We start from the raw sequence: 19,588 nt of genomic DNA on the forward strand, positions 1-19,588 counted from the left end.
GGCGGATGGATCCGACCGGCCGAGTGCTCGTCGTGGACGACGACCTCACGGTGTCCGACGTGGTGCGCCGCTATCTGGAGCGGGCCGGGCACCAGGTGGCGCTCGCCGACAACGGCGAGGACGCGCTGCGCTGGATCGCCGAGCACCAGCCCGACCTGGTGGTGCTCGACCTGATGCTGCCCGGCATCGACGGGCTGGAGGTGTGCCGCAGGCTGCGGGAGCACAGCTCGATCCCGGTGGTCATGCTCACCGCGCTCGGCGAGGAGGAGAACCGGATCGCCGGCCTGCAACTCGGCGCCGACGACTACGTCACCAAGCCGTTCAGCCCGCGCGAACTTGCCCTGCGCGTCACCTCCGTCCTGCGTCGCGCCCGCGCCGCCGCCCCACCCGCCACCACCGTCCTGGTCGACGGCGACCTACGGCTCGACGCGGCCGCCCGCAAGGCCAGCCTCGCGGGCGCCGACCTCTCCCTCACCGGCCGCGAGTTCGACCTGATCGAGTTCCTGCTGAGCCACCCCGGCGAGGCGTTCACCCGCGAACAGCTCCTGGATCGCGTGTGGGGCTGGAACTTCGGCGATCAGTCCACAGTGACCGTCCACGTGCGACGGTTGCGGGAGAAGATCGAGCGGATACCGGCGAAGCCCACCCGTATCACCACGGTATGGGGCGTCGGCTACCGGTACGACCGGAGCGGATGATGCCCGACTTCCGGCTGGTGTCGCGGCGTCCGGCGGGCGTCGTTCGGTGTGACGGGGGTGGATGATGCTGGATTCCGGTGAGTCCTTCTGGCAGATGCTGCGGCATCTGGTCGACATCCTGCCGTTCGCGTTGGCGCTGGTCCTGCCAGTGGTGCTGCTCGGCGCGGTGCTGTTGCACTTGCTGCGCAACGGATCGCTGTCCACCGCCATGACGGTGCTGGTGCTGGTCCCCGTGGCCGCGATGGTCGCGGGCGTGGTCGGCATCAGCGGGTTCATGTTCACCACCGCGCTGACCACGATGCTGCTGGTGTGTCTGCTGGTCGCGCTGGTCACCGTGCCCGTCGCGGTGTTCCTGGGCAGGCGCATCGCCCGCCGCAGTGTGTGGGAGCGGGAGGCGCGCGAGCGCGAACGGGCGGCCGAGGCGTCGCGCCGCGAACTCGTAGCCTGGATCAGCCACGATCTGCGCACGCCACTAGCAGGCATCCGGGCCATGGCCGAGGCCCTCGCCGACGGCGTGGTGTCGTCGCCGCGCGAGGTCAACGGCTACGCCAACCGCATCGGCAGCGAGACCCACCGACTGTCCACAATGGTCGATGACCTGTTCGAACTGTCCCGGATCACGGCGGGCGCCCTGCGGCTGACGCTGTCCGCGGTGCCCTTGCAGGACGTCGTGAGTGATGCCCTGTCCGGGCAAGTGCCGGTGGCCCAACGCAAGCGCGTCACGGTGCTTGCGAACGCGGCGGCCTGGCCGGTGGTGCTGGGCAGCGACCCGGAACTGGCCCGCATCGTGCGCAACCTCGTGTCGAACGCCATCCGCCACACCCCACCCGACGGCACCGTGGCCATCCAGATCGGCGTCGACGGCGCCCACGCCGTCCTCTCCGTCGACGACGCCTGCGGCGGCATCCCCGAAGCCGAGCTGACCCGAGTATTCGACGTCGCCTTCCGCGGCAGCGCCGCCCGCACGCCGAGCCCCGCAGGCGACGAACCCGTGGGCGGCGGGCTGGGGCTGGCCATCGCGAAGGGCCTGGTGGAGGCGCATCACGGGCTGATCGCGGCGCAGAACCACGGGCGGGGCTGCCGTTTCGAGGTCCGGCTTCCGCTCGCCGCCGTCTGACCGACACCCCAGCCTGCCCCAGGGCAGCCCCCGCCCTTCCCTTGGGGGGTCTGCCCTGCTCCAGCTTATCGGCTCCTGGTGGATTTCGGGGTTGTGGTGCTTGGGCTGTGGATGGTTCGGGGGTATGTGGATACCTCGTCCCGGTGACGGGGTCGGAAGGTGACGGGCTACGGGCGGGTGACGGGGTCGCGCAGTTGAGCTGTGGCGAAGGTCTTGATGCCGTCGGCGAAGGCCACTCGTGCTTCGAAGTCGAGGAGTTTTCTGGCCATGGCCGGGTCGGCGACCACGTGTCGGACGTCGGCGGCGCGGGCGCCCCCGGCGATGACCGGCGCGGGGCCCGCGCAGGCGAGGGCGAGCTCGCGGGCCAGGTCGCCGACGGTGTGCGGTTCGCCGGAGCAGACGTTGACCGGGGTCAGTTCGCCGGGTTCGCCCGCGGTCTCGATCGCCAGGGCGTTGGCCAGCGCGACGTCGGTGGAGTGGACGAAGTCGCGGCGTTGGTTGCCGTCTTCCAGGACGGTGGGGGCCTCGCCGCGTTCGAGGGCCGAGCGGAACAGCGACGCGACCCCGGCGTACGGGGTGTCGCGCGGCATCCGGGGGCCGTAGATGTTGTGGTACCGCAGCGCCCACACGTGCCCATCGGTCTGCCGCGCCCACGCCGACGCCAGGTACTCCTGCGCCGCCTTGGTCGCCGCGTACGTGCTGCGCGGGTCGATCAGCGCGTCCTCCGGCACCAGCCGGGACTCCAGGGCCGCCCCGCACGCCGGGCACGGCGGCTCGAACCGGCCCGCGTCGATGTCAGTTGGGCGTCTGCGGGCCGGGCGGACCACGCCGTGGTCGGGACACTCGTAGCGGCCTTCGCCGTAAACGACCATCGAGGACGCCAGGACGAGCCTGCCGATGCCCGCGCGGTGCATGGCGGCGAGCAGCACCGCGGTGCCGTAATCGTTGTGCGAGGCGTACTCCGGCGCGTCGGACGGGTCCAGCCCGTGCCCCACGACCGCCGCCTGGTGGCACACCAGGTCCACGTCGGACAGCAGACCCGCCAGCAGATCCGCGTCCCGCACATCGCCGCGGACGAGGTGGTGGGCGGCGGTCCAGGGTGGCGCCTCGTCGGTGCCGTGCGCCTTGGGCAGCAGGTTGTCCAGCAGAACGACGTCGTGGCCGCGGCCGGTCAGCTCGTCCGCGACATGGGAGCCGACGAAACCCGCGCCACCGGTGATCAGTACTCGCATGCCCTCGACGCTATGGCGGCCCCACGCCTCCCGCTCACCGAGTGACCCGGCCGTCACAAATCCGTCAGGTTTCCTCGGCCGCCACACCTCACCAAGGGCGACCCCGATCGGCGCGGACGGCTAGGTTGGACCCATGGAACGCAGCGCGCAGCGGCTCGGTCGAGCCCTCATCGTGATCGTGGATGACCGAGTGGCGCACGGCGAGTACGACGACAACGTCGGACCGCTGGTGACCGAATTGCTGGAAGAGGCCGGGTTCATCGTCGACGGCATCGTCCCGGTCGAGGCGGAGACCGTCGCCATCCGCAACGCGCTCAACACCGCGGTGATCGGCGGGGCCGACCTCGTCGTCACCGTCGGCGGCACGGGTGTCTCCCCGCGCGACGTCACCCCGGACGCCACCCAGGGCGTGCTCGACCGGCCGATCCCCGGCATCGCCGAGGCCCTGCGCTCGTCCGGGCTGGCCGCGGGCTCGGTCGACGCGGGGGTGTCGCGTGGCCTCGTCGGGGTCTCCGGCAGCACGCTGATCGTCAACCTGGCGGGCTCCCGCAGCGCCGTCCGCGACGGCATGGCCACCTTGACCGCGCTGGTTCCCTACGTCATCGGCGAACTGTCCGGTTTGGACGGCAACTAGCCCCCATGATGGGGCGGACGGTTGCTCCGGTACCAGTCCTCGGCACTGTCGTCGGGTGACGAGGGGTCGCGTTCGTCGGACGTGGTGTCCGGGAGGACATCGCCGAAGATGGCGTCCAGGTCACGGCGCTTCTCGTCCGGCAGCGGCTCCTCGCTCATCAGCGGCTTTGTTGCTGGCGCAGCAGGTCGCGGATCTCGATGAGGAGTTCGACGTCGGTGGGCTCGGCCGGGCCCGCTTCTTGGCCCCGCTTGCGGCGCTCCTGGATGTGCTTCACCGGCAGCACGATCACGAAGTACACGATCGCCGCCACGATGGCGAAGTTGACCGCCGCGTTGATCACCGCGCCGAAGTCCATGAAGGTCGACGGGTTGTCGCCGAGAATTCGGAAACCCAGTCCCTGCGCGGCATCCGACCCGCCGATGGAGTTGATCAATGGCTTGACCAGTCCGTCGGTGAAGGACGTCACGATGGTGGTGAACGCGGCGCCGATGATCACGGCGACGGCCAGATCGATGACGTTCCCGCGCATCAGGAAGTCCTTGAAACCCTTCAGCACGTGCGAACTCCTTAGCAAGCGGGACGGCAGCAAACCGCCCTGGGCAAACGGGCTACCGGAGCGTAACCGTTACCGGCTGTCCCAGTGAGACCGACGCGACCCGTGTCGCGGATTCCCTTGGCAGGGCGAGCAGCACCAGGCTGCCCCGGCCCGTCTCGTCGGCTCGGACCGTGACGACGGCCGCGTCGCGCGCCAGTACGACCGGCTCCCGGCCGCGTGGGTCGGCGGTGACGACGTCGACGCGGGTGCCAGGGCGCAGCAAGCCCGCGACCGCCGGATCGGCCAGCCGCACGGGCACCGCGGCGGCATCGGGACCGGTGGCCAGCCGGGTGTTCGCCGCACCGACCAGGCGCACGTCGGTGATCGGTTCGCCCTCGGCCGCGGCGCCCGCCAGCATCCGCCCGGACACCTCCGCCGGGTCGACCAGGGCGGACTCCGGTCGCAAGTCCGGCGGCGCGCGCACGACGCGGACGTCGGACGGCGACAGGCCGACGCCGGGCGCGAGCGCGTGGGCCGCGACGAGCACCGGCACGGAGTCGGGCGCCGGTCTCAGCGCGAGGGCCGCCGCGAGCAGGACGAGCGCCGTCGCGACGACGCGGCGCAGGGTGAACGCGCGGAGCAGCGCGTCGAACAGGCCGCGCAGGCGCGGCGACAGCGGTGTGGGCATCGAAAGCTCCCCAGGTCGAGATATCGGACGACTCGACGTTAGGGCGGGGAGCGGGTCCGCGGAACCCGGTGTGCCGGAGCTGTGGACAGTTCGCGGCTATGTGGACAAGTCCGGCTCAGGACGCCTTGGCCGAGGTCGAGGTCGACGTCGAGCTTGGCGTCGAGGTCGTGGCGGACTCCGACTTCTTCGGCGCGGCCGACTTCTCCGTGGTGCCGCTGGATTTCTCCGTGGCGCCGCTGGACGTCTCCGTGGACTTCGCGGTCGTCGAGGACTCCATGCTCGTCGCGTCCGCCTTGACCTTCTCGCCCGGGCGGGAGTCGTTGCGGTAGAAGCCGCTGCCCTTGAACACCACGCCGACCGAGCCGTACAGCTTGCGCAGTCTGCCGGTGCACTCCGGGCACTCGGACAGCGACGCGTCGGAGAACGCCTGCACCGCTTCGAAGCGGTGCTCGCAAGCCGTACAGGCGTACTGGTACGTGGGCACGAATAGCTCCCTTTCGAAGCCTGGCACTCGGTCGACCAGAGTGCTAACCCAATTCTGACCAACGCGCGCGCCGAGCGCAAACACCGAGGGCAAAACTCACATCACGGCAGCCGCAACAGGCCCCGACCGGGCGTCAGCACCCCGGTCACCCGCACGTCGTGTGGCTCCGAGGGCAGCAGGTCGAACAACTCTGGATCGCGCACGACCGCGACCAGCGGGGTGTCTGGCGCGGCCATGGACAGCGACCGGTCGTAGTAGCCCGCGCCGCGCCCCAGTCGCACGCCGGACCGGTCGACGGCAAGCGCGGGCACCAGCACGACGTCGGCGATCCGCAGCGCGGCCTGGCCCAACCGCTCGCCGATCGGCTGGCGCAGTCCGAACGGTCCCGGCCGCAGGTACTCGCGCCCGTCGTACCACGCCCAGTCGAGCGGCCCGGCGCCCGCGACGATCGGCAGCAGGACGCGCACCCCATGGTCGGCGACCTCGTCGAGCATCTGCACCGACCCCGGCTCCGACCCGATCGGCACGTACGCGCACAGCGTCTGCCCGCGACGCACCACCCGGCCGCTGGTCAACAGCGCCGTGAGCTGCATCGCCTCGGCGAATCGGACGCTCGCGGGCACTCGGCGCCGCTCCGCGAGCAGCGCCCTGCGCCACTGGTCCTTGGTCCACGCGCGAGTCGCATCGAGATCACTCCCAGGCCCGGCCACATGACGAGGTTAGGCTGACTGTCCATGAGCGTGTCGACCGCATTCACCACCGCCATCGTCCCCGCAGCGGGCCTCGGCACCCGGTTCCTGCCCACGACCAAGGCCGTGCCGAAGGAACTGCTGCCTGTCGTGGACACACCGGGCATCGAGTACGTCGCCGCCGAGGCCGCCGAGGCCGGGGCGACCCGCCTGATCATCGTCACCTCGCCCGGCAAGAACGCGGTCGCGGAGTACTTCCGCCCGCAGCCCGAACTGGAGCGGACCCTCGCCGACCGCGGCAAGACCCACCTGCTCGACAAGGTCCGGCGGGCGCCCGGCCTGCTGTCGGTCGAGACCGCGATCCAGGAGCAGGCACTCGGCCTCGGGCACGCCGTGGGCTGCGCGGAGGGCAACCTGCGCGGCGACGACGAGGCCGTGGCGGTGCTGCTGCCCGACGACCTCGTCCTGCCCAACGGCGTGCTGACCCGGATGTCCGCCGTCCGCGCCGAGTTCGGCGGCACGGTGCTCTGCGCGTTCGACATCCCGCGCGAGCAGATCTCCGCCTACGGCGTGTTCGACGTCGAGGACACCGACGACGCCGACGTCAAGAAAGTCAACGGCATGGTGGAGAAGCCGCCCGCCGACCAGGCCCCGTCCACCTTCGCCGCGGCGGGCCGCTACCTGCTCGATCGGGCGATCTTCGACGCGCTCAAGCGGATCACCCCCGGCGCGGGCGGCGAGCTGCAACTCACCGATGCCATCGCCCTGCTCATCGCCGAGGGCCACCCGGTGCACGTTGTCGTCCACCGCGGCGAACGGCACGACCTGGGAAATCCTGGCGGTTTCCTGCGTGCCGCCGTGGACTTTGCCCTCGATCATCCTGAGTATGGGCCTGACCTGCACACGTGGCTGCGGGCCCGGATCGGCACCGCGTGAGCCCCGCGCGACCGGCGCGCGAATGACAAGGTAACCGGATGAGGTCTGTCGACGAGCAACTCGCCAGGGCACTGGCGGCCGCGGTCCGGCCCGCCCCCGTGCGGGTCGCCATCTCCGAGGCGCAGGGTCTGCTGTGCGCCGAGGAGGTCGTGGCCGAGCGCGCGCTGCCCGGGTTCGACCAGGCGGCGGTCGACGGCTACGCCGTGCGCAGCGTCGACACGCAGGCCGCGGGCGAGGAGCCGGTGCTGCTGCCGGTCGTCGGCGAGATCGCGTCCGGCTCCCGCCAGCCGCGCAGGCTGCAACCGGGGCAGGCGGTGCGCATCGCGACCGGCGCGCCGCTGCCTACCCTCGCCGACGCGGTGCTGCCCACCGGCTACACCGACGGCCACCACGCCCGGGTCACCGTGCACCAACCGGTGCCGTCGGCCGCGTTCGTGCGCCGGACCGGCGAGGACGTGCAGACCGGCGACGTGGCCGTGCGGCGCGGCTCGGTGATCGGCTCGGCGCAGGTCGGGCTGCTCGCCGCGGTCGGCAGGTCCAAGGTGCTGGTCTACCCACGGCCACGGGTCTCGATCATCTCCCTCGGCGACGAACTGGTCGACATCGACCGCACCCCCGGCCAGGGCCAGGTCTACGACGTCAACTCCTACGCCCTGGCCGCCGCCGCGCGCGACGCGGGCGCCGAGGTGAACCGCGTCGGCATCGTGCCGAGCGAGGTCAAACGCTTGCGCGAGGTGGTGGAGAGCAGGCTGCTGCTCTCCGAGATCGTGGTGATCGCGGGCGGCGTCGGCGGCGAGCTGGCCGACGAGGTGCGCAGCGCGATCGCCGACCTCGGCGACGTCGACATGACCCGGGTCGCCATGCACCCCGGCTCGGTCCAGGGGTTCGGCAGGCTCGGGGCCGACGCGGTACCGACGTTCCTGCTGCCCGGCAACCCGATGAGCGCGCTGGTGGTGTTCGAGGTCATGGTGCGCCCGCTCATCCGCGCCGCCCAGGGCAAGCGCAACCCGCACCGCCGCGTGGTCACCGCGCGGCTGCTCTCGCCTGTCACCTCGACCAAGGACCGGCGCGGGTTCCTCCGCGGCCAACTCCTGCGCGACGAGGCGAACGGCGAGTACCTGGTGCAGCCGCTCGGCCTGTCCGGCTCGCACCTGCTCTCGTCGCTGGCCGAGGCCAACTGCCTCCTGCTCATCGGCGAGGAGACGACCGAGGTGCCGGTCGGCGAGGAAGTACAGGTCAGCTTCCTCGCCCAGCGTGGCTAGCGGCGGGCCCGCGGGCAGACACCCCGGCTGGCCCGCCCGGCTCGGGCCGCTGCGGGTCGCCGCCGGGACGGTCGAGTTGCGGCGCCCCCGTCTGCTCGACGGCGGCGCGTGGAGCCGCATCCGGCTGCGGGATCGGCCGCACCTGGAGAACTGGGAGCCCTCCGCGCCCGGTCCCTGGACCGACCGCAACGCGTCCCTCGCATGGCCGGCGCAGTGGTCGACGCTGCGCGCGCTGGCCCGGCGGGGGATGACGCTGCCGTTCGTGATCACCGTCGACGGCCGGTTCGCGGGCCAGATCACCGTCGGCAACATCGTCCGCGGCTCGCTGTGCTCGGCGTGGGTCGGCTACTGGGTCGCCGGGCACGCGGTCGGCGGCGGGGTGGCCACCGCGGCTGTCGCGCTGACCGTCGACCACTGCTTCGCCTCGGCCGGGCTGCACCGGGTGGAGGCCACCGTCCGGCCGGAGAACCTCGCCAGCCTGCGCGTGCTCGGCAAACTCGGCTTCCGCGAGGAAGGCGTGTTCCGCCGCTACCTCGACGTCGCGGGCGACTGGCGCGATCACCTGTGCCTCGCACTGACCACAGAGGACATTCCGGCTGGCCTCGTCTCGCGACTGCTCGCCGAGGGCAAAGCCAGCCTGCCGTAAGGGTTTCCGGTAGCGCCGCGTATTTGTTCGATCACACCCGTTACGAAGAACGGTCGACGGACGAACTACCCGAACGGGTGAGCGCAGTCGGCGCGCCTCCGCCACGGGTGTGACTGTTGTGACTAACGTGGCGAACGCAGGTCGCGTGTGGGAAACGTCAGGGGGAGGTGCCGGGACATGCCGAGCTCATTGATCGTGGTCGCACTAGTGGTGGCATGGCTCGTCGTCCTCGTCCCGATGGTCGTGCGCAGGCGCCAGGAAATCGCCCGGACGGCCGACTCCACGCTGGCCGCGCGCGTCGTGCGCAGCGGCGACAGCCACGACCACGAGGACACCGACCTCCACCACGAGGCCGACGACGCCCGAGAGGACTTCGCCATGCGCGACGCCGACGGTGTGGCCGACGAACTCGAAGACGATCACCAGCTCGCCGACGACACCGACGAACCACTCGTCGAGCGCCGCTACCGCCCCGGCCGCGGCGGATTCGACCCCGACGCCGCCGCCCGCGCCGCCCGCGCCAAATACACTTTCCGCCAACGCGTCGTACTGCTGATGATCCTCGCCGCCGTCGCGACAGCGGTCACCGCGGCCATCGCCGTGCCCGCGGTCTGGTGGGCCCACGGCGCCATCGACATCGGCCTCGTCGGCTACCTCACGTACCTGCGCAGGCAAGTGCGCATCGAGGAGGAGATCCGGCAACGCAGGCTCGCCCGCATGTCCACCGCCCGACGCTCCCACGCCCGCCCGGTCGAACACCCCTACGCCGAGGAAGAAGTGCCCACGGCCCGCGTCACCGCGCCGCCGAGAGTGGCTCACCCCGGCGCCGTGGTGGTCGACATAGACGACGAAGACCCCTGGTTCGACGAACTCGGCGACCCGGGAAACCTGCCGTACCGGCAGGCCGTGGGGGAGTAGCCCCCGGCTCACCGGGTGGTGATGGCCGCTGATAAGCTTCGCCAGCACCACATCGGGGCTGTAGCGCAGTTGGTAGCGCACCTCGTTCGCATCGAGGGGGTCAGGGGTTCGAATCCCCTCAGCTCCACGTTAGAAGGCTTACTAGAACACTGGGCCAAATCCATGCCAGTGAGTAGGCCGGAGATCTCGTAGTACGAAGCAGGGCCACTCCCGGAAACCGGGGTGGCCCTGCTGTCGTCTTGAGGTTCGGTTGTCGACGTTCCTGGGTCTGGCTTGTCGCCTGCGGACTCCGTCTCGTGATGGCCCTTCTGGATGGCGTGAAGCTGGGCGAACGGCTGACGCAGCTCGTGATCGGCGATGCGGTCGTTCTCCACGTACAGGCCGTGGAAGAGGGCTTGGTTGAGCAGGCGTCGCTGCTCGTCGTCACATCGGCGGTAGAGGGCCTGTGGATCTTCCAGAAGCGTGAGGCACAGCTCGACAAGGTGCGCGGCGACGGAGATGTCTTCGCTGGTCTCGGTCAGCCGTTCGGTGAGGTGCTGGCGCTGCTGCTCGATGTCGTGAAGCTTCCGCTTGATCTTGGCTTTGGCGCTGGGTGGCATCTCATCAGTACCGAGGTCAAGCAAGTTGTCTTCCCGAACGTACCGGCGTGCCGACGAGCGCGCTGCGGTACTACGACGAACTCGGCTTGGTGCGGCCGACGGCGCGGGTGGCGGGACGACGGCGTTATGCCGCGTCGGCCGTCACGGACGTCAGCGTGATCCGCTTCTTCCGCGAGATCGGATTCTCGCTGGCGGAGATCGGCCGCTTCCTCGCGGGCGAGCGGCAAGACCGACGGGGAATGATCGATCATAAGCTGGCCGAACTGACCGAGCAGCAACACCGTATCGAGGTGGCCCGCGCCGCACTCGAACACGGCAGGCAATGCCCGGCCGGCGAGCCCATGAAATGCTCCCGATTCCGGGCGATCATCGAAGGGCGACAGCGCGGCCGCTCAGTGGAAGAAAGCCACGCGCGAGCGCACTGACAGACCCCTCACCGATCCGAACGCGAACCTACGGAAACACCGTTCATGAGATAGACCCCGGCACGCCGCTGAAGACCTGGCGGAATTTGACCTGTGCGGGCGGGAGTCGTGGGTTGGTCGAGTTGGTTTCCTGTTGTTGGTGCCCTGGGTTTCGTCTCAGATCGGGACCCGTTGCCGTCGACGACGAGGCTGATCAGGTTCTCCAGGTTGCGGAGTTGAGCGGTGAGCTGCTGGTGAAGGGGGCTTCGTCACCTTACGACCGTGTCGGTGCGTCACCCCGCGTCGACGTCAGCCACGCCAGGTCGGTCACGGCCTGGTGCCGCGCGTTCGTCGCGCGAGTGTGCAGCGCGTCGGTCTTCGTCAGCACCAGAGTGAATGGCCGCCCCTGCCGCCTGGTCTGGTGTCGCACCGGCAGCCCCGCCGAGTCGATCTGGGCGTGCACATGTCTGCGCCCGTGCCGCCAGCGGCCACGCGAAGATCTGCCGTGACCGTGAGCCGAGAAACGTCCCCAACGTGTCGCAGAGGCCGCATCCGCACCCGGTCCATTCGATCGACCAGTCGTCTTCGTCGCGCAGCGGCCGCGCGATGATCGCGCCGAGTCGCTCCGCGCAGTCCCGCGCGACCGCGCCGAGCCCCGCCGCGCGCCGCGCGCCCGCCAGACGCAGCGCAGGCATCAGGCACTCCAGTACGTTGTTCCCGCACCCGCGCAGCCCTCCCGTGATCTCGTCGCACAGCTTGTCATCGGCCGCCTCCAGCAGCCGCACCAATGGCGAGCTCAGCATCTCCAATTGCGGTTGGCGGACTTCGGATCGCAGGGTGGTAGTCCAGAGCCGGAGCTGGCCACCCACCCAGTGCCAGGCTCGGGCGGCCAATAGCCGTGCCACCTCCGGCCTCCCAGCGGTACGCAGCGCCGCGCACAACTCCGGCAGGCCGTCGTCGATCCACTCGGACAGCTCGGGTCCGAAGCGGTGCGCCTGCCCGAACCACCCGTCGACAACATCCCGTGTCCAGTCCTCGCCGTACCGCCCGGCCGCTGCCGCCAGTCTGTCCGCATGGTCCAGCGTGACCGTCGCCACGCGGAACGGCTCCAGCAGCATCGCCGCCGTCCCAGCGGAGCCCAGGCCCTCCGCCACGTCCAGGGTCGCACTGAACAGCCCCGCCTGTGCACCGATCTTCTTCCAGAACGGCGCGAGCGACTGCGCCGCGGCACGTGCGCCCGCCAGGTCTCCGGCGTCGATGCGGTCGCGCAGATCGTGGAGAGCCCAGTGCGATCCGGCCTCGGCACGTGCGGCGAATGCCCTGTCCCGCGGCCACACGACAACCGCGGCCCGCCGGTACCACCGATCCAGCGTGTTTCCGTAGTTGCCCATGTAGCCCTCGTACTCGGACTGGTAGGGCGCCAGGCGCACGCTCGGGGTGGCGGCACACACCTCGTGGTCGGGGAGGTGCAGCGAGATCGGCTCGCCGCCGGTGCCGTCCGGGCTGGTCCACCAGCCGAGGGTGACCTCGTCGTCGATCAGCTCAGTGAGCTGGTAGTCGTCGGGGTCCGCACTCGGGTCGCGGCAGTCCTCGTCCTCGTCGTATCCGTTGTTGTCCCAAGGGTCGCCGTCGGACGGCAGGGCGTCCCAGGTCTCCTTCACCTCGGCGAGGGCCAGCACTGTCTCGCACCCGGCCTGCTCCGCAGCGGCGCGCACCAGCGCGGCCCGCTCCGCGTCGGCACCCTTGAGCAGGCGCCAGTTCAGGCCCCGCTGGGTGTACTCGTGGTCGAGCAGGAAGACCAGCCGGTTCGGCAGGCCGAGGTCCCGGCCCCCGTATCGCGGGGTGGCAGGCGTCCCGAAGTGCTCGGTCAGACACTGCGCCAGCTCGGTTGCCGGGCCGGCCTCCAGAGCCGAGGCCGCAGTGCAGGCGAGCAGATTGAACGTGAGCGTCACCCGGTACCCGGACCTGACCGGCGTGACCTGATGACGACAGTCGGCGTAGAACGCGACGAAGGTCAGGTCCTCTTTCGACGCCCGGTAGGCGGTGCTCTCCCCGGCGTGGTCGATGACCAGTTCACCGCCGGTGTGCGCCGAAGGCAGTGACACCACCAGCGTGCCCACCATCGCGTCGTCCTTCGCCGAGTCCTGGTGCGGAAGGAAGAACTGGTCCTTGCCGTATACCAGCATCGAGTGCGGCTCGGCCCGCAGGCGGGTGGTCTGCGGGAGTCCGAGCTCGCCACGAAAGTGCTCCAACGCGCCGTTCATCAGCGTCGTCCAGTTGGGTCCGCCGAGCGTGATCTGATCTGGAGTGAGCTCCCACGTGTCGCGGACGTTGGTGTCGGTCAGCGTCCGCTCCCCTCGCCCGAACCTCGCGGACCTCGCCACCGCGATCAGCTTCTTCGCCAGGGGGGCGCGGACCGGAAGGCTCACTGGTCCGACACCGGCGACCTCAAGCTGGAGCAATCGGGCCGGTGCCAGCAGATGAGCACTGAACGATCCGGCAGGCTCGGAGTCGCCGAGTAGCCGCGCCAGCCGTTCTCGCGCCGTCGTCGCCATGTGTTCTCACTCGCGTTCGCCAGGTTGCGCTTCCGCGGCCAGACTGTAGTGGCGGGCGACAGGAGGCACCGGGCCCGCGCCCTGGCAGGTCGGGTCAGCCACGCACCACGCTGGCGGATGTCGTGTTCGGTTGGGGCGGCGGCAAAGTATCGTTGGCGTGATGACTACGCAAGATGTCGATCGCTCCGCATGTGACGACACCGCGGTCGATGATCTGATCGCCCGCGCCGGGGACCTCAAGGTCGAACTGGTGGCGTTCGCCCAGAGTCCTCGATTCGCGAGGGTGCTGGACGCGCTGCTGTTCGATGCCGCCGGTCGCCACGGCCGTCTGGACGAGGCCACGGCCGTACTCACCGTTGACCACTTCGCGTTGCAACACCGCCGCTCCGACGGGCGCACCGTCGTCGAGCGGTTTGTCTCGCAGCGGCGTCCGGCGCTATCGGATGTCGAGAAAGAGATGATGCTCGGGTGGCGCGATGTCGTCGAGGGGTGCTTCGAGTTCCGCCGCTTCGACGGCGATGCCATCGAGCTCCACAATCTCATTGACGATCTCGTCTACCGCGTCTACTCCACTATGGGCCGCGGGGTGTTCGCCACGCTGCGCAAGGGGATGTTCGTCGTAGGCCGGATAGTGCCGGTCCACCCGGCGACCGATGCCTGGCTGGTCAGCGGGCATTTCGCCGCGTTCCCCGAATCCGCTCGGCGCAAGGTCGCCGAAACCGCCGCCCGGCAGATTGTCGCTCACCCGGAACTGTTGCGTCGCAACCCGGTCACGCTCCAGGCGGGCTGGGAGACGCAGGCCGAGCATCGTGCGGCATTCATTGCTCAGGTCGGCTCAGACCTCGTGGTGCTGCCCCCGGACGAGGCGCAGGAGACGTTGCGGGAGCACTACCGCCGCCTCCGGGACATCGCGGCGGCACGTCTCGACGGAAAGGCAGCCAAGAGTCCCGAGACCGCCGGTCCGACACCCGGGGACATGGGCCGATTGGCCGACGACCTGCTGGATGCCGACAGCATCGCGGTGATTTACGACGAGGTCGAAGGACTCTGTTACTACCGCGACTTCGGTCACCTCGATGCTCTCTTCGCCGACCCCGCACTGGTTCGTGACCGAACCCGCCTTGCCCAGTTGCGCGAGTACCTCGACGACGAGTCGGTCTCGCCGCTGGCGATCCGCCGCCTGGTACAGCGTCACCCCGACGGCGCCGACCCGGTCTTTCGCGCACTTCTGCGCAAGCCCGGGTTCTTGTGGTCGCGCGACGGGGAGAAACTGCTCCGTCGCCGCAAGAAGCCCTACTTCGACCGCGAACCGGTGCCCAGTGTCTCGATCATCGGCGAACGCCTTGGCGAACTTCTCCGCACCACCCGGTAAAGCGGAACCGCTCTTCGTTCTCCCGCGGCTGCGTCCGAAGCGGTGGGCGGGCATTCGGGTTTCCTGGGGCGGTTTGGGAGTGTGGGGGGTGCGGCTCTAATGTGGGAGGGGATAAATGGCCACATGGGGTTCAAGGAGGTGTCTAATGGCTCAGAAGACCATCGTTCAGCTCTTCGACGACCTCGACGGGTCGACCGGCGACGACATTCGCTCGGTCGAGTTCAGTCTGGACGGCGTGCACTACGAGATCGACCTGAACGGCGCCAATGCCAATCGGCTGCGCGACGAGCTGACCGAGTTCGTCGAAGCGGCGCGGCGCACCGGCGGGCGGATCAAGCGGGTCGGCGTTGTGGCCCAAGTGGCCAAGCCCGCTGTCAGCGAGGGGCGCGGCAAGGAGCAGACGAAGGCCATTCGCGATTGGGCGAAGCAGAACGGGCACGACATCTCCGAGCGCGGACGCATCCCCGCGGCGATCGTGGACGCCTTCGAGGACGCCCACGCGAGCAAGAGCAAGACCAACGGGAAGCCGAAGACGGCCTCGTTTTCGGGCTGACCCATTCTTCGCCTCGACGTCGGCCCGGCCGACGTCGAATCCGATCGGCCCGCAATGAACGCGGGGAGCGGCCCAAACGCGCGAATGGCTTCCGCGGCGCCGACCAGGACGCCGCGGAAGCCATTCCGCGACCACGGGACTACTGCTTGTTCTGCGCCGCCACCTTGGCGCGGACCTCGTCCATGTCCGCCGCCTGGACCTGGGTGATCAGATCATCCAACGCCGCGGCCGGCAGCGCGCCGGGCTGTGAATACAGCACCACGCCCTCGCGCACGGCCATCACGGTCGGGATGGACGAGATCCCGAACGCCTGCGCCAACTGCTGCTGCGCCTCCGTGTCGACCTTGGCGAACACGACCTCGCCGTGCTTCTCCGACGCCTTCTCGAAGGTCGGCGCGAACTGCCTGCACGGACCGCACCACGCCGCCCAGAAATCGACGATAACGGTGCCGCCTCCGTTCACGACCTCGTCGAAGTTCTCGGTGGTCAGCTCGACCGTCGCCACGTGGCCTCCTCAGTCCGGGGCATGCGCTGTCGAGCGATGCAACGAACGGGCCGCGGCAAACATTCCACGGCAGGAAGATGTGTCCCGGTGTGGCCGGTCGGTGCGCCCCAACCGGGGCCACACCGGGACACGCCCTGCACGGTGGCCACACTCGACGAGCGGGCGACCGGATACCCGCGAGGGTACGAACGGCAACGTTGCAGTCACGTTGCAGCCTTGCTCCATCGGCGATTCGGCCGCATCATCAACGGTGATGACCGATCCGGTTGAGTACGCGCGACTGATGCAGCGCGTACACGAGGCCGTGCTCAGCGGTGACCCGGCCCCCGCCGCGCCGCGCGCTGTCATTTCCGAGTCGTGGCGCCGCTCCCTCGCGGGCGGGGTCGACCCGGACGCGAATCTCCCGCCCGTCGTCTACGCCGAGGCCGACCTCGTCGAGATCCGCCGCGCCCACCCGCTCGCCCAGGTGCTGCCGCTGCTGCGGTCCACACTGGTCAGCATCGCCGACGAAGCCATGCACCTGATGATCGTCACCGACGCCGACGGGCACATCCTGTGGCGCGAAGGCCAGGTCGACGTGTGCCTGCTGGCCGACCGGGTGCGGCTGTCGGAGGGCACCCGGTGGAGCGAGGACGCCATCGGCACCAACGCCATGGGCACCACCCTCGCGCTCGACAAGCCGGTGCAGATCCACTCCGCCGAGCACCTGGTGCGGGCCTACCACGCCTGGACGTGCGCGGCGGCGCCCGTGCACGACCCCGACACGGGCGCCATGTTCGGCGCGATCGACGTCACCGGCCCGATGCGCACCCGCCACCCGGCGACCCTCGCGCTGGTCACCGCGGCCGCGCAGCTCGCCGAAGGCCAGTTGCGGCTGCGCATGACCGCGCGCGACGAACAGTTGCGCCAGCGCAACCTGCCGCACCTGCGCGGCCTGCGCGGCGCCGCGGGTGCCCTGCTGAGCGCGTCCGGCCGGGTCATCGCCGCCGACTCCTGCGGTCCGCTGCCCGCGCGGCTGGACGTCTCCGGCGGTCCACTGTCCCTTCCAGACGGTCGGGACGCGGTGATCGAACCGCTCGCCGAGGGCTATCTGCTGCGCACGACGGAGCCGCCGCGGCGGTCCCGGCGGCCGCGGCTGGCGCTGGCGTTCCTCGGCGCCACCCACCCGGTGGCCACTGTGGACGGACGCGACCAGCCGCTGACGCCGCGGCACGCCGAGATCCTGACGCTGTTCGCGCTGCACCCCGCCGGGCTGACCGCCGAGCAACTCGCCCTCGGCCTCTACGGCGACGCGGGCAACCCGGTGACCGCCCGCGCCGAGGTGCACCGGCTGCGGCTCACCCTCGGCGACCGCGTGGTGCTGACCAGGCCCTACCGGCTGGCCGCCGACGTGTCCGCCGACTTCCTGCTGGTGCCCGAGCTGCTGCGCGCGGGCAAGCTGCGCGAGGTCGCGGAGGCGGGGCCGCTGCTGCCGCGCTCGGACGCGCCGTCGGTGCGCGAACACCGCGAGGACCTGGTCGCCGCGGCCCGCCGAGCCATCCTCGACGGCGGCGACGCGGACGACCTGTGGACCTTCGCCCAGGGCCCGAACGGTGCGGACGACCTTGAGGTGCACGAGACCCTCGTCGGCCTGCTGCCCCGCGCGGACGCCCGGCTCCCGATGGCCCAGACCCGGCTCGCCCGTCTGGCCGCTGGTTAGGTCGCCACGCTGCGTTCCCCCAGGCGGTGGCTGATGCCGGTGCGTGCCCGGTCGTAGGCGGTGTCCTCGCTGGTCAGCACGGCCTGGGCGTTGGCGGCCCTGACGAGCGCGTCCAACTCGAACGCGAGCTGTCCGGCGTCGGTGTCGGCGGGCAGCTCACCCAGCTCGACGGCGTCGGTGATCAGGGATTCCATCAGTGCGACCCAGCCCTGGCGGCGCAACAGCACCGCGTCGTGCACGCGGCCCTCGCGGGCGTCGAACTCGGCGGTGACGGCGGCGAAGAAGCAGCCGCCCGGGAACACGCGGGCGCGGGAGTAGTCCAGCCAGCGCTCGCACAGCGCGGTCAGCCGGGGCAGCCCGCGTTCGGCCGCCAGCGCCGGGTCGACGACCCACTCGACGAAGATCCCCTCGGCGTAGCCGATCGTGGCGAGCTGCAAGTCTTCCTTGGAGCCGAAATGCGCGAAGATCCCGCTCTTGCTCAGCGCCAGCTCGGTCGCCAGCCGCCCGATCGTCAGCCCGTCGAGGCCCTCGACGGAGGCGATCTCGGCGGCGCGGCGCAGCGTCGTGCGCCGCGTCTCGGCGCCGCGGGCGAGTCGACCGTCCATGGCGGCCAATCTAGACGAACGATCGGTCATCTGGAACTATTTGACCGATCGTTCGTACTTTTATGGAGAGGGCTCATGGACATCAGGGAATTGGACCGGCGCGCGATCGAGTCGACCGGGTCGATCATCGACGGGCTAGATGACGCGCAACTCGACGCGCCGACGCCGTGCACCGAGTGGACGGTGCGGGGCGTCATCCAGCACATGGTCGAGAACAACCACCGCACGGTCGACAAGCTCGCCGGGCGCCCCGAGACCCCGGTCGCGCCGGGGCTCGACCCGCGCGCGGACTACCGGGAGTCGGCCGCCGTCTTCACCGCCGCGTTCGCCGACGGCACCGCGCTCGCCGTGCCGTACGAGATGGCGCTGGGCACCTTCACCGGGGCGGTCGCGCTCGGCATCCACTTCACCGACGTCCTGGTGCACGGCTGGGACATCGGCACGGCCGTGGGCATCGATGTCCTGATCGAGGACGACCTCGCCGAGGCGGCGCTGGCGATGGTGGCCATGTTCCCGGACTCCCCGAACATCTGGGGTCCGAACGGCGTGTTCGCCGACCGGCTGCCGGTCGCGGACGACGCGCCCGCGCACGAGCGGCTGCTCGCGCTGACCGGCCGCTCGGCCGTCTGGTCGGCGCTCTAGCGATAGGTGGTCACGGTGACCGACCCGGTCACCGTGACCGGCGCGGGCAGGGCGGCGATGCGTGCGCCAACGCTGTCGGCGGTGCGGTGGAAAGCGTTGGGGCCCATGCCGACCAGGGCCGCGACGGCGGCGTGCGGCAGGGTCATGGTGAACTCGCAGTCGTCCCGGCGCACCGGGGTGAAGTGCGGGGCGAGCTTGGCGTCGATCCGCTCCGCCTTGTCCTTCTCGACGGCCAACAAGTCCAATGTGGACACCAGTTCGGCCAGATGCCGGTCGGTCGGGGCGACCACGAGCAGCGTGCCATCGGGGTGCAGCGCCCGGCGCAGCGCGGCCGGATTGCGCGGGGCGAACACGGTGAGCGCCAGGCCCGTCGAGCCCGGCCGCACCGGCAGCGGCTGCCAGGCGTCGCACACGGCGGCGCCGAGGCGCGGGTGCGCCCGGGCCGCCCGGCGCATCGCGTGCTTGGACGCGTCGACCGCGAGGCCGACCCGGTCGGGCAGGGCGTCGAGCACCGCGGCCAGGTAGTGCCCGACCCCGGCGCCGACATCGATCACGCAGCCCGGCCCGGGGAGGGCCGCGTCAACGAGCGCGCGCACGATCGGCGCGTAGTGGCCCGCGCCGAGGAACGCGGCGCGGGCCTCGACCATCGCGGGCGTGTCGCCGGTGAAGGTGGCGCTGCCGCGCAGCAGGCTGACGTACCCCTGCCGCGCGACGTCGAACGTGTGCCGGTTGGCGCAGCGCAGCGCGCCGCCGTCGACGGTCAGGTCGGCCGCGCACTGCGGGCAGGCCAGGTAGGGCACGACGTCGGCGAGCAA

Annotated in this window: 23 protein-coding genes and 1 tRNA gene; 14 read left to right on the top strand and 10 right to left on the bottom strand. The window is 70.6% G+C overall.

Annotation, left to right across the window (positions count from 1 at the left end):
* Positions 1–5: 5 nt before the first annotated feature.
* Entirely contained in the window at positions 6–698 is a 693-nt protein-coding gene (locus ACT4N7_RS19290) for a response regulator transcription factor (protein WP_444830168.1), read from the top strand.
* Positions 699–762: 64 nt separating this feature from the next.
* Positions 763–1,815 carry a sensor histidine kinase gene (locus ACT4N7_RS19295; RefSeq protein ID WP_444830318.1) on the top strand — a complete coding sequence of 351 codons (1,053 nt, stop codon included), beginning with the start codon at positions 763–765 and terminating at the stop codon, positions 1,813–1,815.
* A gap of 167 nt (positions 1,816–1,982) precedes the next feature.
* Here ACT4N7_RS19295 and ACT4N7_RS19300 read toward each other — a convergent pair whose 3' ends face one another.
* A complete protein-coding gene (locus tag ACT4N7_RS19300) occupies positions 1,983–3,047 on the bottom strand; it encodes an NAD-dependent epimerase/dehydratase family protein (protein WP_444830169.1) in 1,065 nt (354 codons plus the stop codon).
* A gap of 133 nt (positions 3,048–3,180) precedes the next feature.
* On the opposite strand from ACT4N7_RS19300, the gene ACT4N7_RS19305 reads away from it, so the two are divergent.
* Positions 3,181–3,681 (top strand): MogA/MoaB family molybdenum cofactor biosynthesis protein, encoded by a 501-nt coding sequence (locus ACT4N7_RS19305; protein WP_444830170.1) that lies wholly within the window; start codon positions 3,181–3,183, stop codon positions 3,679–3,681.
* Here ACT4N7_RS19305 and ACT4N7_RS19310 read toward each other — a convergent pair.
* The 5 genes from ACT4N7_RS19310 to ACT4N7_RS19330 all read right to left on the bottom strand — a co-directional run bounded on the left by ACT4N7_RS19310 (position 3,678) and on the right by ACT4N7_RS19330 (position 6,098).
* On the bottom strand, positions 3,678–3,839 hold the full coding sequence (locus ACT4N7_RS19310; protein WP_444830171.1) for a hypothetical protein: 162 nt from the start codon (positions 3,837–3,839) through the stop codon (positions 3,678–3,680). The two genes, ACT4N7_RS19305 and ACT4N7_RS19310, sit on opposite strands and share 4 nt — an antisense overlap.
* Complete coding sequence (gene mscL / locus ACT4N7_RS19315; RefSeq protein WP_444830172.1) at positions 3,839–4,237, bottom strand: large-conductance mechanosensitive channel protein MscL; 399 nt, start codon at positions 4,235–4,237, stop codon at positions 3,839–3,841. Before mscL ends, ACT4N7_RS19310 begins: the two co-directional genes overlap by 1 nt.
* 52 nt (positions 4,238–4,289) lie before the next feature.
* Positions 4,290–4,904 carry an SAF domain-containing protein gene (locus ACT4N7_RS19320; RefSeq protein WP_444830173.1) on the bottom strand — a complete coding sequence of 205 codons (615 nt, stop codon included), beginning with the start codon at positions 4,902–4,904 and terminating at the stop codon, positions 4,290–4,292.
* A gap of 115 nt (positions 4,905–5,019) precedes the next feature.
* Positions 5,020–5,388 carry an FmdB family zinc ribbon protein gene (locus ACT4N7_RS19325; protein ID WP_444830174.1) on the bottom strand — a complete coding sequence of 123 codons (369 nt, stop codon included), beginning with the start codon at positions 5,386–5,388 and terminating at the stop codon, positions 5,020–5,022.
* Between the two features lie 101 nt (positions 5,389–5,489).
* Complete coding sequence (locus ACT4N7_RS19330) at positions 5,490–6,098, bottom strand: 5-formyltetrahydrofolate cyclo-ligase (protein WP_444830175.1); 609 nt, start codon at positions 6,096–6,098, stop codon at positions 5,490–5,492.
* A 24-nt stretch (positions 6,099–6,122) separates the two neighbouring features.
* Here ACT4N7_RS19330 and ACT4N7_RS19335 point away from each other — a divergent pair, with 24 nt between their 5' ends.
* The 7 genes from ACT4N7_RS19335 (at position 6,123) to ACT4N7_RS19365 (ending at position 10,863) form a co-directional block, all read left to right on the top strand.
* Positions 6,123–7,013: a UTP--glucose-1-phosphate uridylyltransferase gene (locus ACT4N7_RS19335; RefSeq protein ID WP_444830176.1), complete on the top strand. Its 891-nt coding sequence runs from the start codon at positions 6,123–6,125 to the stop codon at positions 7,011–7,013.
* A 38-nt stretch (positions 7,014–7,051) separates the two neighbouring features.
* A complete protein-coding gene (gene glp, locus ACT4N7_RS19340; protein ID WP_444830177.1) occupies positions 7,052–8,275 on the top strand; it encodes a molybdotransferase-like divisome protein Glp in 1,224 nt (407 codons plus the stop codon).
* The gene (locus tag ACT4N7_RS19345; protein ID WP_444830178.1) at positions 8,268–8,921 is read left to right on the top strand and encodes a GNAT family N-acetyltransferase; all 654 of its coding nucleotides are present in this window, start codon (positions 8,268–8,270) and stop codon (positions 8,919–8,921) included. The genes glp and ACT4N7_RS19345 overlap by 8 nt, the downstream gene beginning before the upstream one ends.
* A gap of 177 nt (positions 8,922–9,098) precedes the next feature.
* Positions 9,099–9,839 (top strand): divisome protein SepX/GlpR, encoded by a 741-nt coding sequence (gene sepX, locus ACT4N7_RS19350; RefSeq protein WP_444830179.1) that lies wholly within the window; start codon positions 9,099–9,101, stop codon positions 9,837–9,839.
* A 54-nt stretch (positions 9,840–9,893) separates the two neighbouring features.
* Positions 9,894–9,966, top strand: a tRNA-Ala gene (locus tag ACT4N7_RS19355).
* A 169-nt stretch (positions 9,967–10,135) separates the two neighbouring features.
* A complete protein-coding gene (locus ACT4N7_RS19360; protein WP_444830330.1) occupies positions 10,136–10,597 on the top strand; it encodes a hypothetical protein in 462 nt (153 codons plus the stop codon).
* Positions 10,486–10,863: a MerR family transcriptional regulator gene (locus tag ACT4N7_RS19365; protein ID WP_444830180.1), complete on the top strand. Its 378-nt coding sequence runs from the start codon at positions 10,486–10,488 to the stop codon at positions 10,861–10,863. The genes ACT4N7_RS19360 and ACT4N7_RS19365 overlap by 112 nt, the downstream gene beginning before the upstream one ends.
* 272 nt (positions 10,864–11,135) lie before the next feature.
* Here ACT4N7_RS19365 and ACT4N7_RS19370 read toward each other — a convergent pair whose 3' ends face one another.
* A complete protein-coding gene (locus tag ACT4N7_RS19370; RefSeq protein WP_444830181.1) occupies positions 11,136–13,397 on the bottom strand; it encodes a 2OG-Fe(II) oxygenase in 2,262 nt (753 codons plus the stop codon).
* A 160-nt stretch (positions 13,398–13,557) separates the two neighbouring features.
* Between ACT4N7_RS19370 and ACT4N7_RS19375 the strand changes: the two genes are divergently transcribed.
* Together ACT4N7_RS19375 and ACT4N7_RS19380 are read left to right on the top strand one after the other, a co-directional pair.
* Entirely contained in the window at positions 13,558–14,769 is a 1,212-nt protein-coding gene (locus ACT4N7_RS19375; protein ID WP_444830182.1) for a hypothetical protein, read from the top strand.
* A gap of 145 nt (positions 14,770–14,914) precedes the next feature.
* On the top strand, positions 14,915–15,322 hold the full coding sequence (locus tag ACT4N7_RS19380) for a histone-like nucleoid-structuring protein Lsr2 (protein ID WP_444830183.1): 408 nt from the start codon (positions 14,915–14,917) through the stop codon (positions 15,320–15,322).
* Positions 15,323–15,461: 139 nt separating this feature from the next.
* Here the strand turns inward: ACT4N7_RS19380 and trxA are convergent, their stop codons facing one another.
* Complete coding sequence (trxA, locus tag ACT4N7_RS19385; RefSeq protein ID WP_444830184.1) at positions 15,462–15,827, bottom strand: thioredoxin; 366 nt, start codon at positions 15,825–15,827, stop codon at positions 15,462–15,464.
* Positions 15,828–16,080: 253 nt separating this feature from the next.
* Between trxA and ACT4N7_RS19390 the strand changes: the two genes are divergently transcribed.
* Entirely contained in the window at positions 16,081–17,526 is a 1,446-nt protein-coding gene (locus ACT4N7_RS19390) for a GAF domain-containing protein (RefSeq protein WP_444830185.1), read from the top strand.
* Here ACT4N7_RS19390 and ACT4N7_RS19395 read toward each other — a convergent pair.
* On the bottom strand, positions 17,523–18,131 hold the full coding sequence (locus ACT4N7_RS19395) for a TetR/AcrR family transcriptional regulator (RefSeq protein ID WP_444830186.1): 609 nt from the start codon (positions 18,129–18,131) through the stop codon (positions 17,523–17,525). The genes ACT4N7_RS19390 and ACT4N7_RS19395 overlap by 4 nt on opposite strands.
* Positions 18,132–18,206: 75 nt before the next feature.
* Here ACT4N7_RS19395 and ACT4N7_RS19400 point away from each other — a divergent pair, with 75 nt between their 5' ends.
* Positions 18,207–18,773, top strand: coding sequence for a TIGR03086 family metal-binding protein (locus ACT4N7_RS19400; RefSeq protein ID WP_444830187.1), 567 nt, complete (start codon positions 18,207–18,209; stop codon positions 18,771–18,773).
* Here the strand turns inward: ACT4N7_RS19400 and ACT4N7_RS19405 are convergent.
* Complete coding sequence (locus ACT4N7_RS19405; RefSeq protein ID WP_444830188.1) at positions 18,770–19,588, bottom strand: putative RNA methyltransferase; 819 nt, start codon at positions 19,586–19,588, stop codon at positions 18,770–18,772. The genes ACT4N7_RS19400 and ACT4N7_RS19405 overlap by 4 nt on opposite strands.

It is taken from the genome of Actinokineospora sp. (genome assembly GCF_052390155.1).
Taxonomy (GTDB): Bacteria; Actinomycetota; Actinomycetes; order Mycobacteriales; family Pseudonocardiaceae; genus Actinokineospora.

Coding starts and splice junctions, on each gene's coding strand:
- glp (WP_444830177.1), top strand. CDS start 7,052: ATGAGGTCTGTCGACGAGCAACTCGCCAGGGCACTGGCGGCCGCGGTC.
- ACT4N7_RS19305 (WP_444830170.1), top strand. CDS start 3,181: ATGGAACGCAGCGCGCAGCGGCTCGGTCGAGCCCTCATCGTGATCGTG.
- ACT4N7_RS19375 (WP_444830182.1), top strand. CDS start 13,558: ATGACTACGCAAGATGTCGATCGCTCCGCATGTGACGACACCGCGGTC.
- ACT4N7_RS19370 (WP_444830181.1), bottom strand. CDS start 13,397: ATGGCGACGACGGCGCGAGAACGGCTGGCGCGGCTACTCGGCGACTCC.
- ACT4N7_RS19335 (WP_444830176.1), top strand. CDS start 6,123: ATGAGCGTGTCGACCGCATTCACCACCGCCATCGTCCCCGCAGCGGGC.
- ACT4N7_RS19380 (WP_444830183.1), top strand. CDS start 14,915: ATGGCTCAGAAGACCATCGTTCAGCTCTTCGACGACCTCGACGGGTCG.
- ACT4N7_RS19320 (WP_444830173.1), bottom strand. CDS start 4,904: ATGCCCACACCGCTGTCGCCGCGCCTGCGCGGCCTGTTCGACGCGCTG.
- ACT4N7_RS19310 (WP_444830171.1), bottom strand. CDS start 3,839: ATGAGCGAGGAGCCGCTGCCGGACGAGAAGCGCCGTGACCTGGACGCC.
- ACT4N7_RS19395 (WP_444830186.1), bottom strand. CDS start 18,131: ATGGACGGTCGACTCGCCCGCGGCGCCGAGACGCGGCGCACGACGCTG.
- ACT4N7_RS19390 (WP_444830185.1), top strand. CDS start 16,081: ATGACCGATCCGGTTGAGTACGCGCGACTGATGCAGCGCGTACACGAG.
- ACT4N7_RS19295 (WP_444830318.1), top strand. CDS start 763: ATGCTGGATTCCGGTGAGTCCTTCTGGCAGATGCTGCGGCATCTGGTC.
- sepX (WP_444830179.1), top strand. CDS start 9,099: ATGCCGAGCTCATTGATCGTGGTCGCACTAGTGGTGGCATGGCTCGTC.
- ACT4N7_RS19290 (WP_444830168.1), top strand. CDS start 6: ATGGATCCGACCGGCCGAGTGCTCGTCGTGGACGACGACCTCACGGTG.
- ACT4N7_RS19300 (WP_444830169.1), bottom strand. CDS start 3,047: ATGCGAGTACTGATCACCGGTGGCGCGGGTTTCGTCGGCTCCCATGTC.
- ACT4N7_RS19400 (WP_444830187.1), top strand. CDS start 18,207: ATGGACATCAGGGAATTGGACCGGCGCGCGATCGAGTCGACCGGGTCG.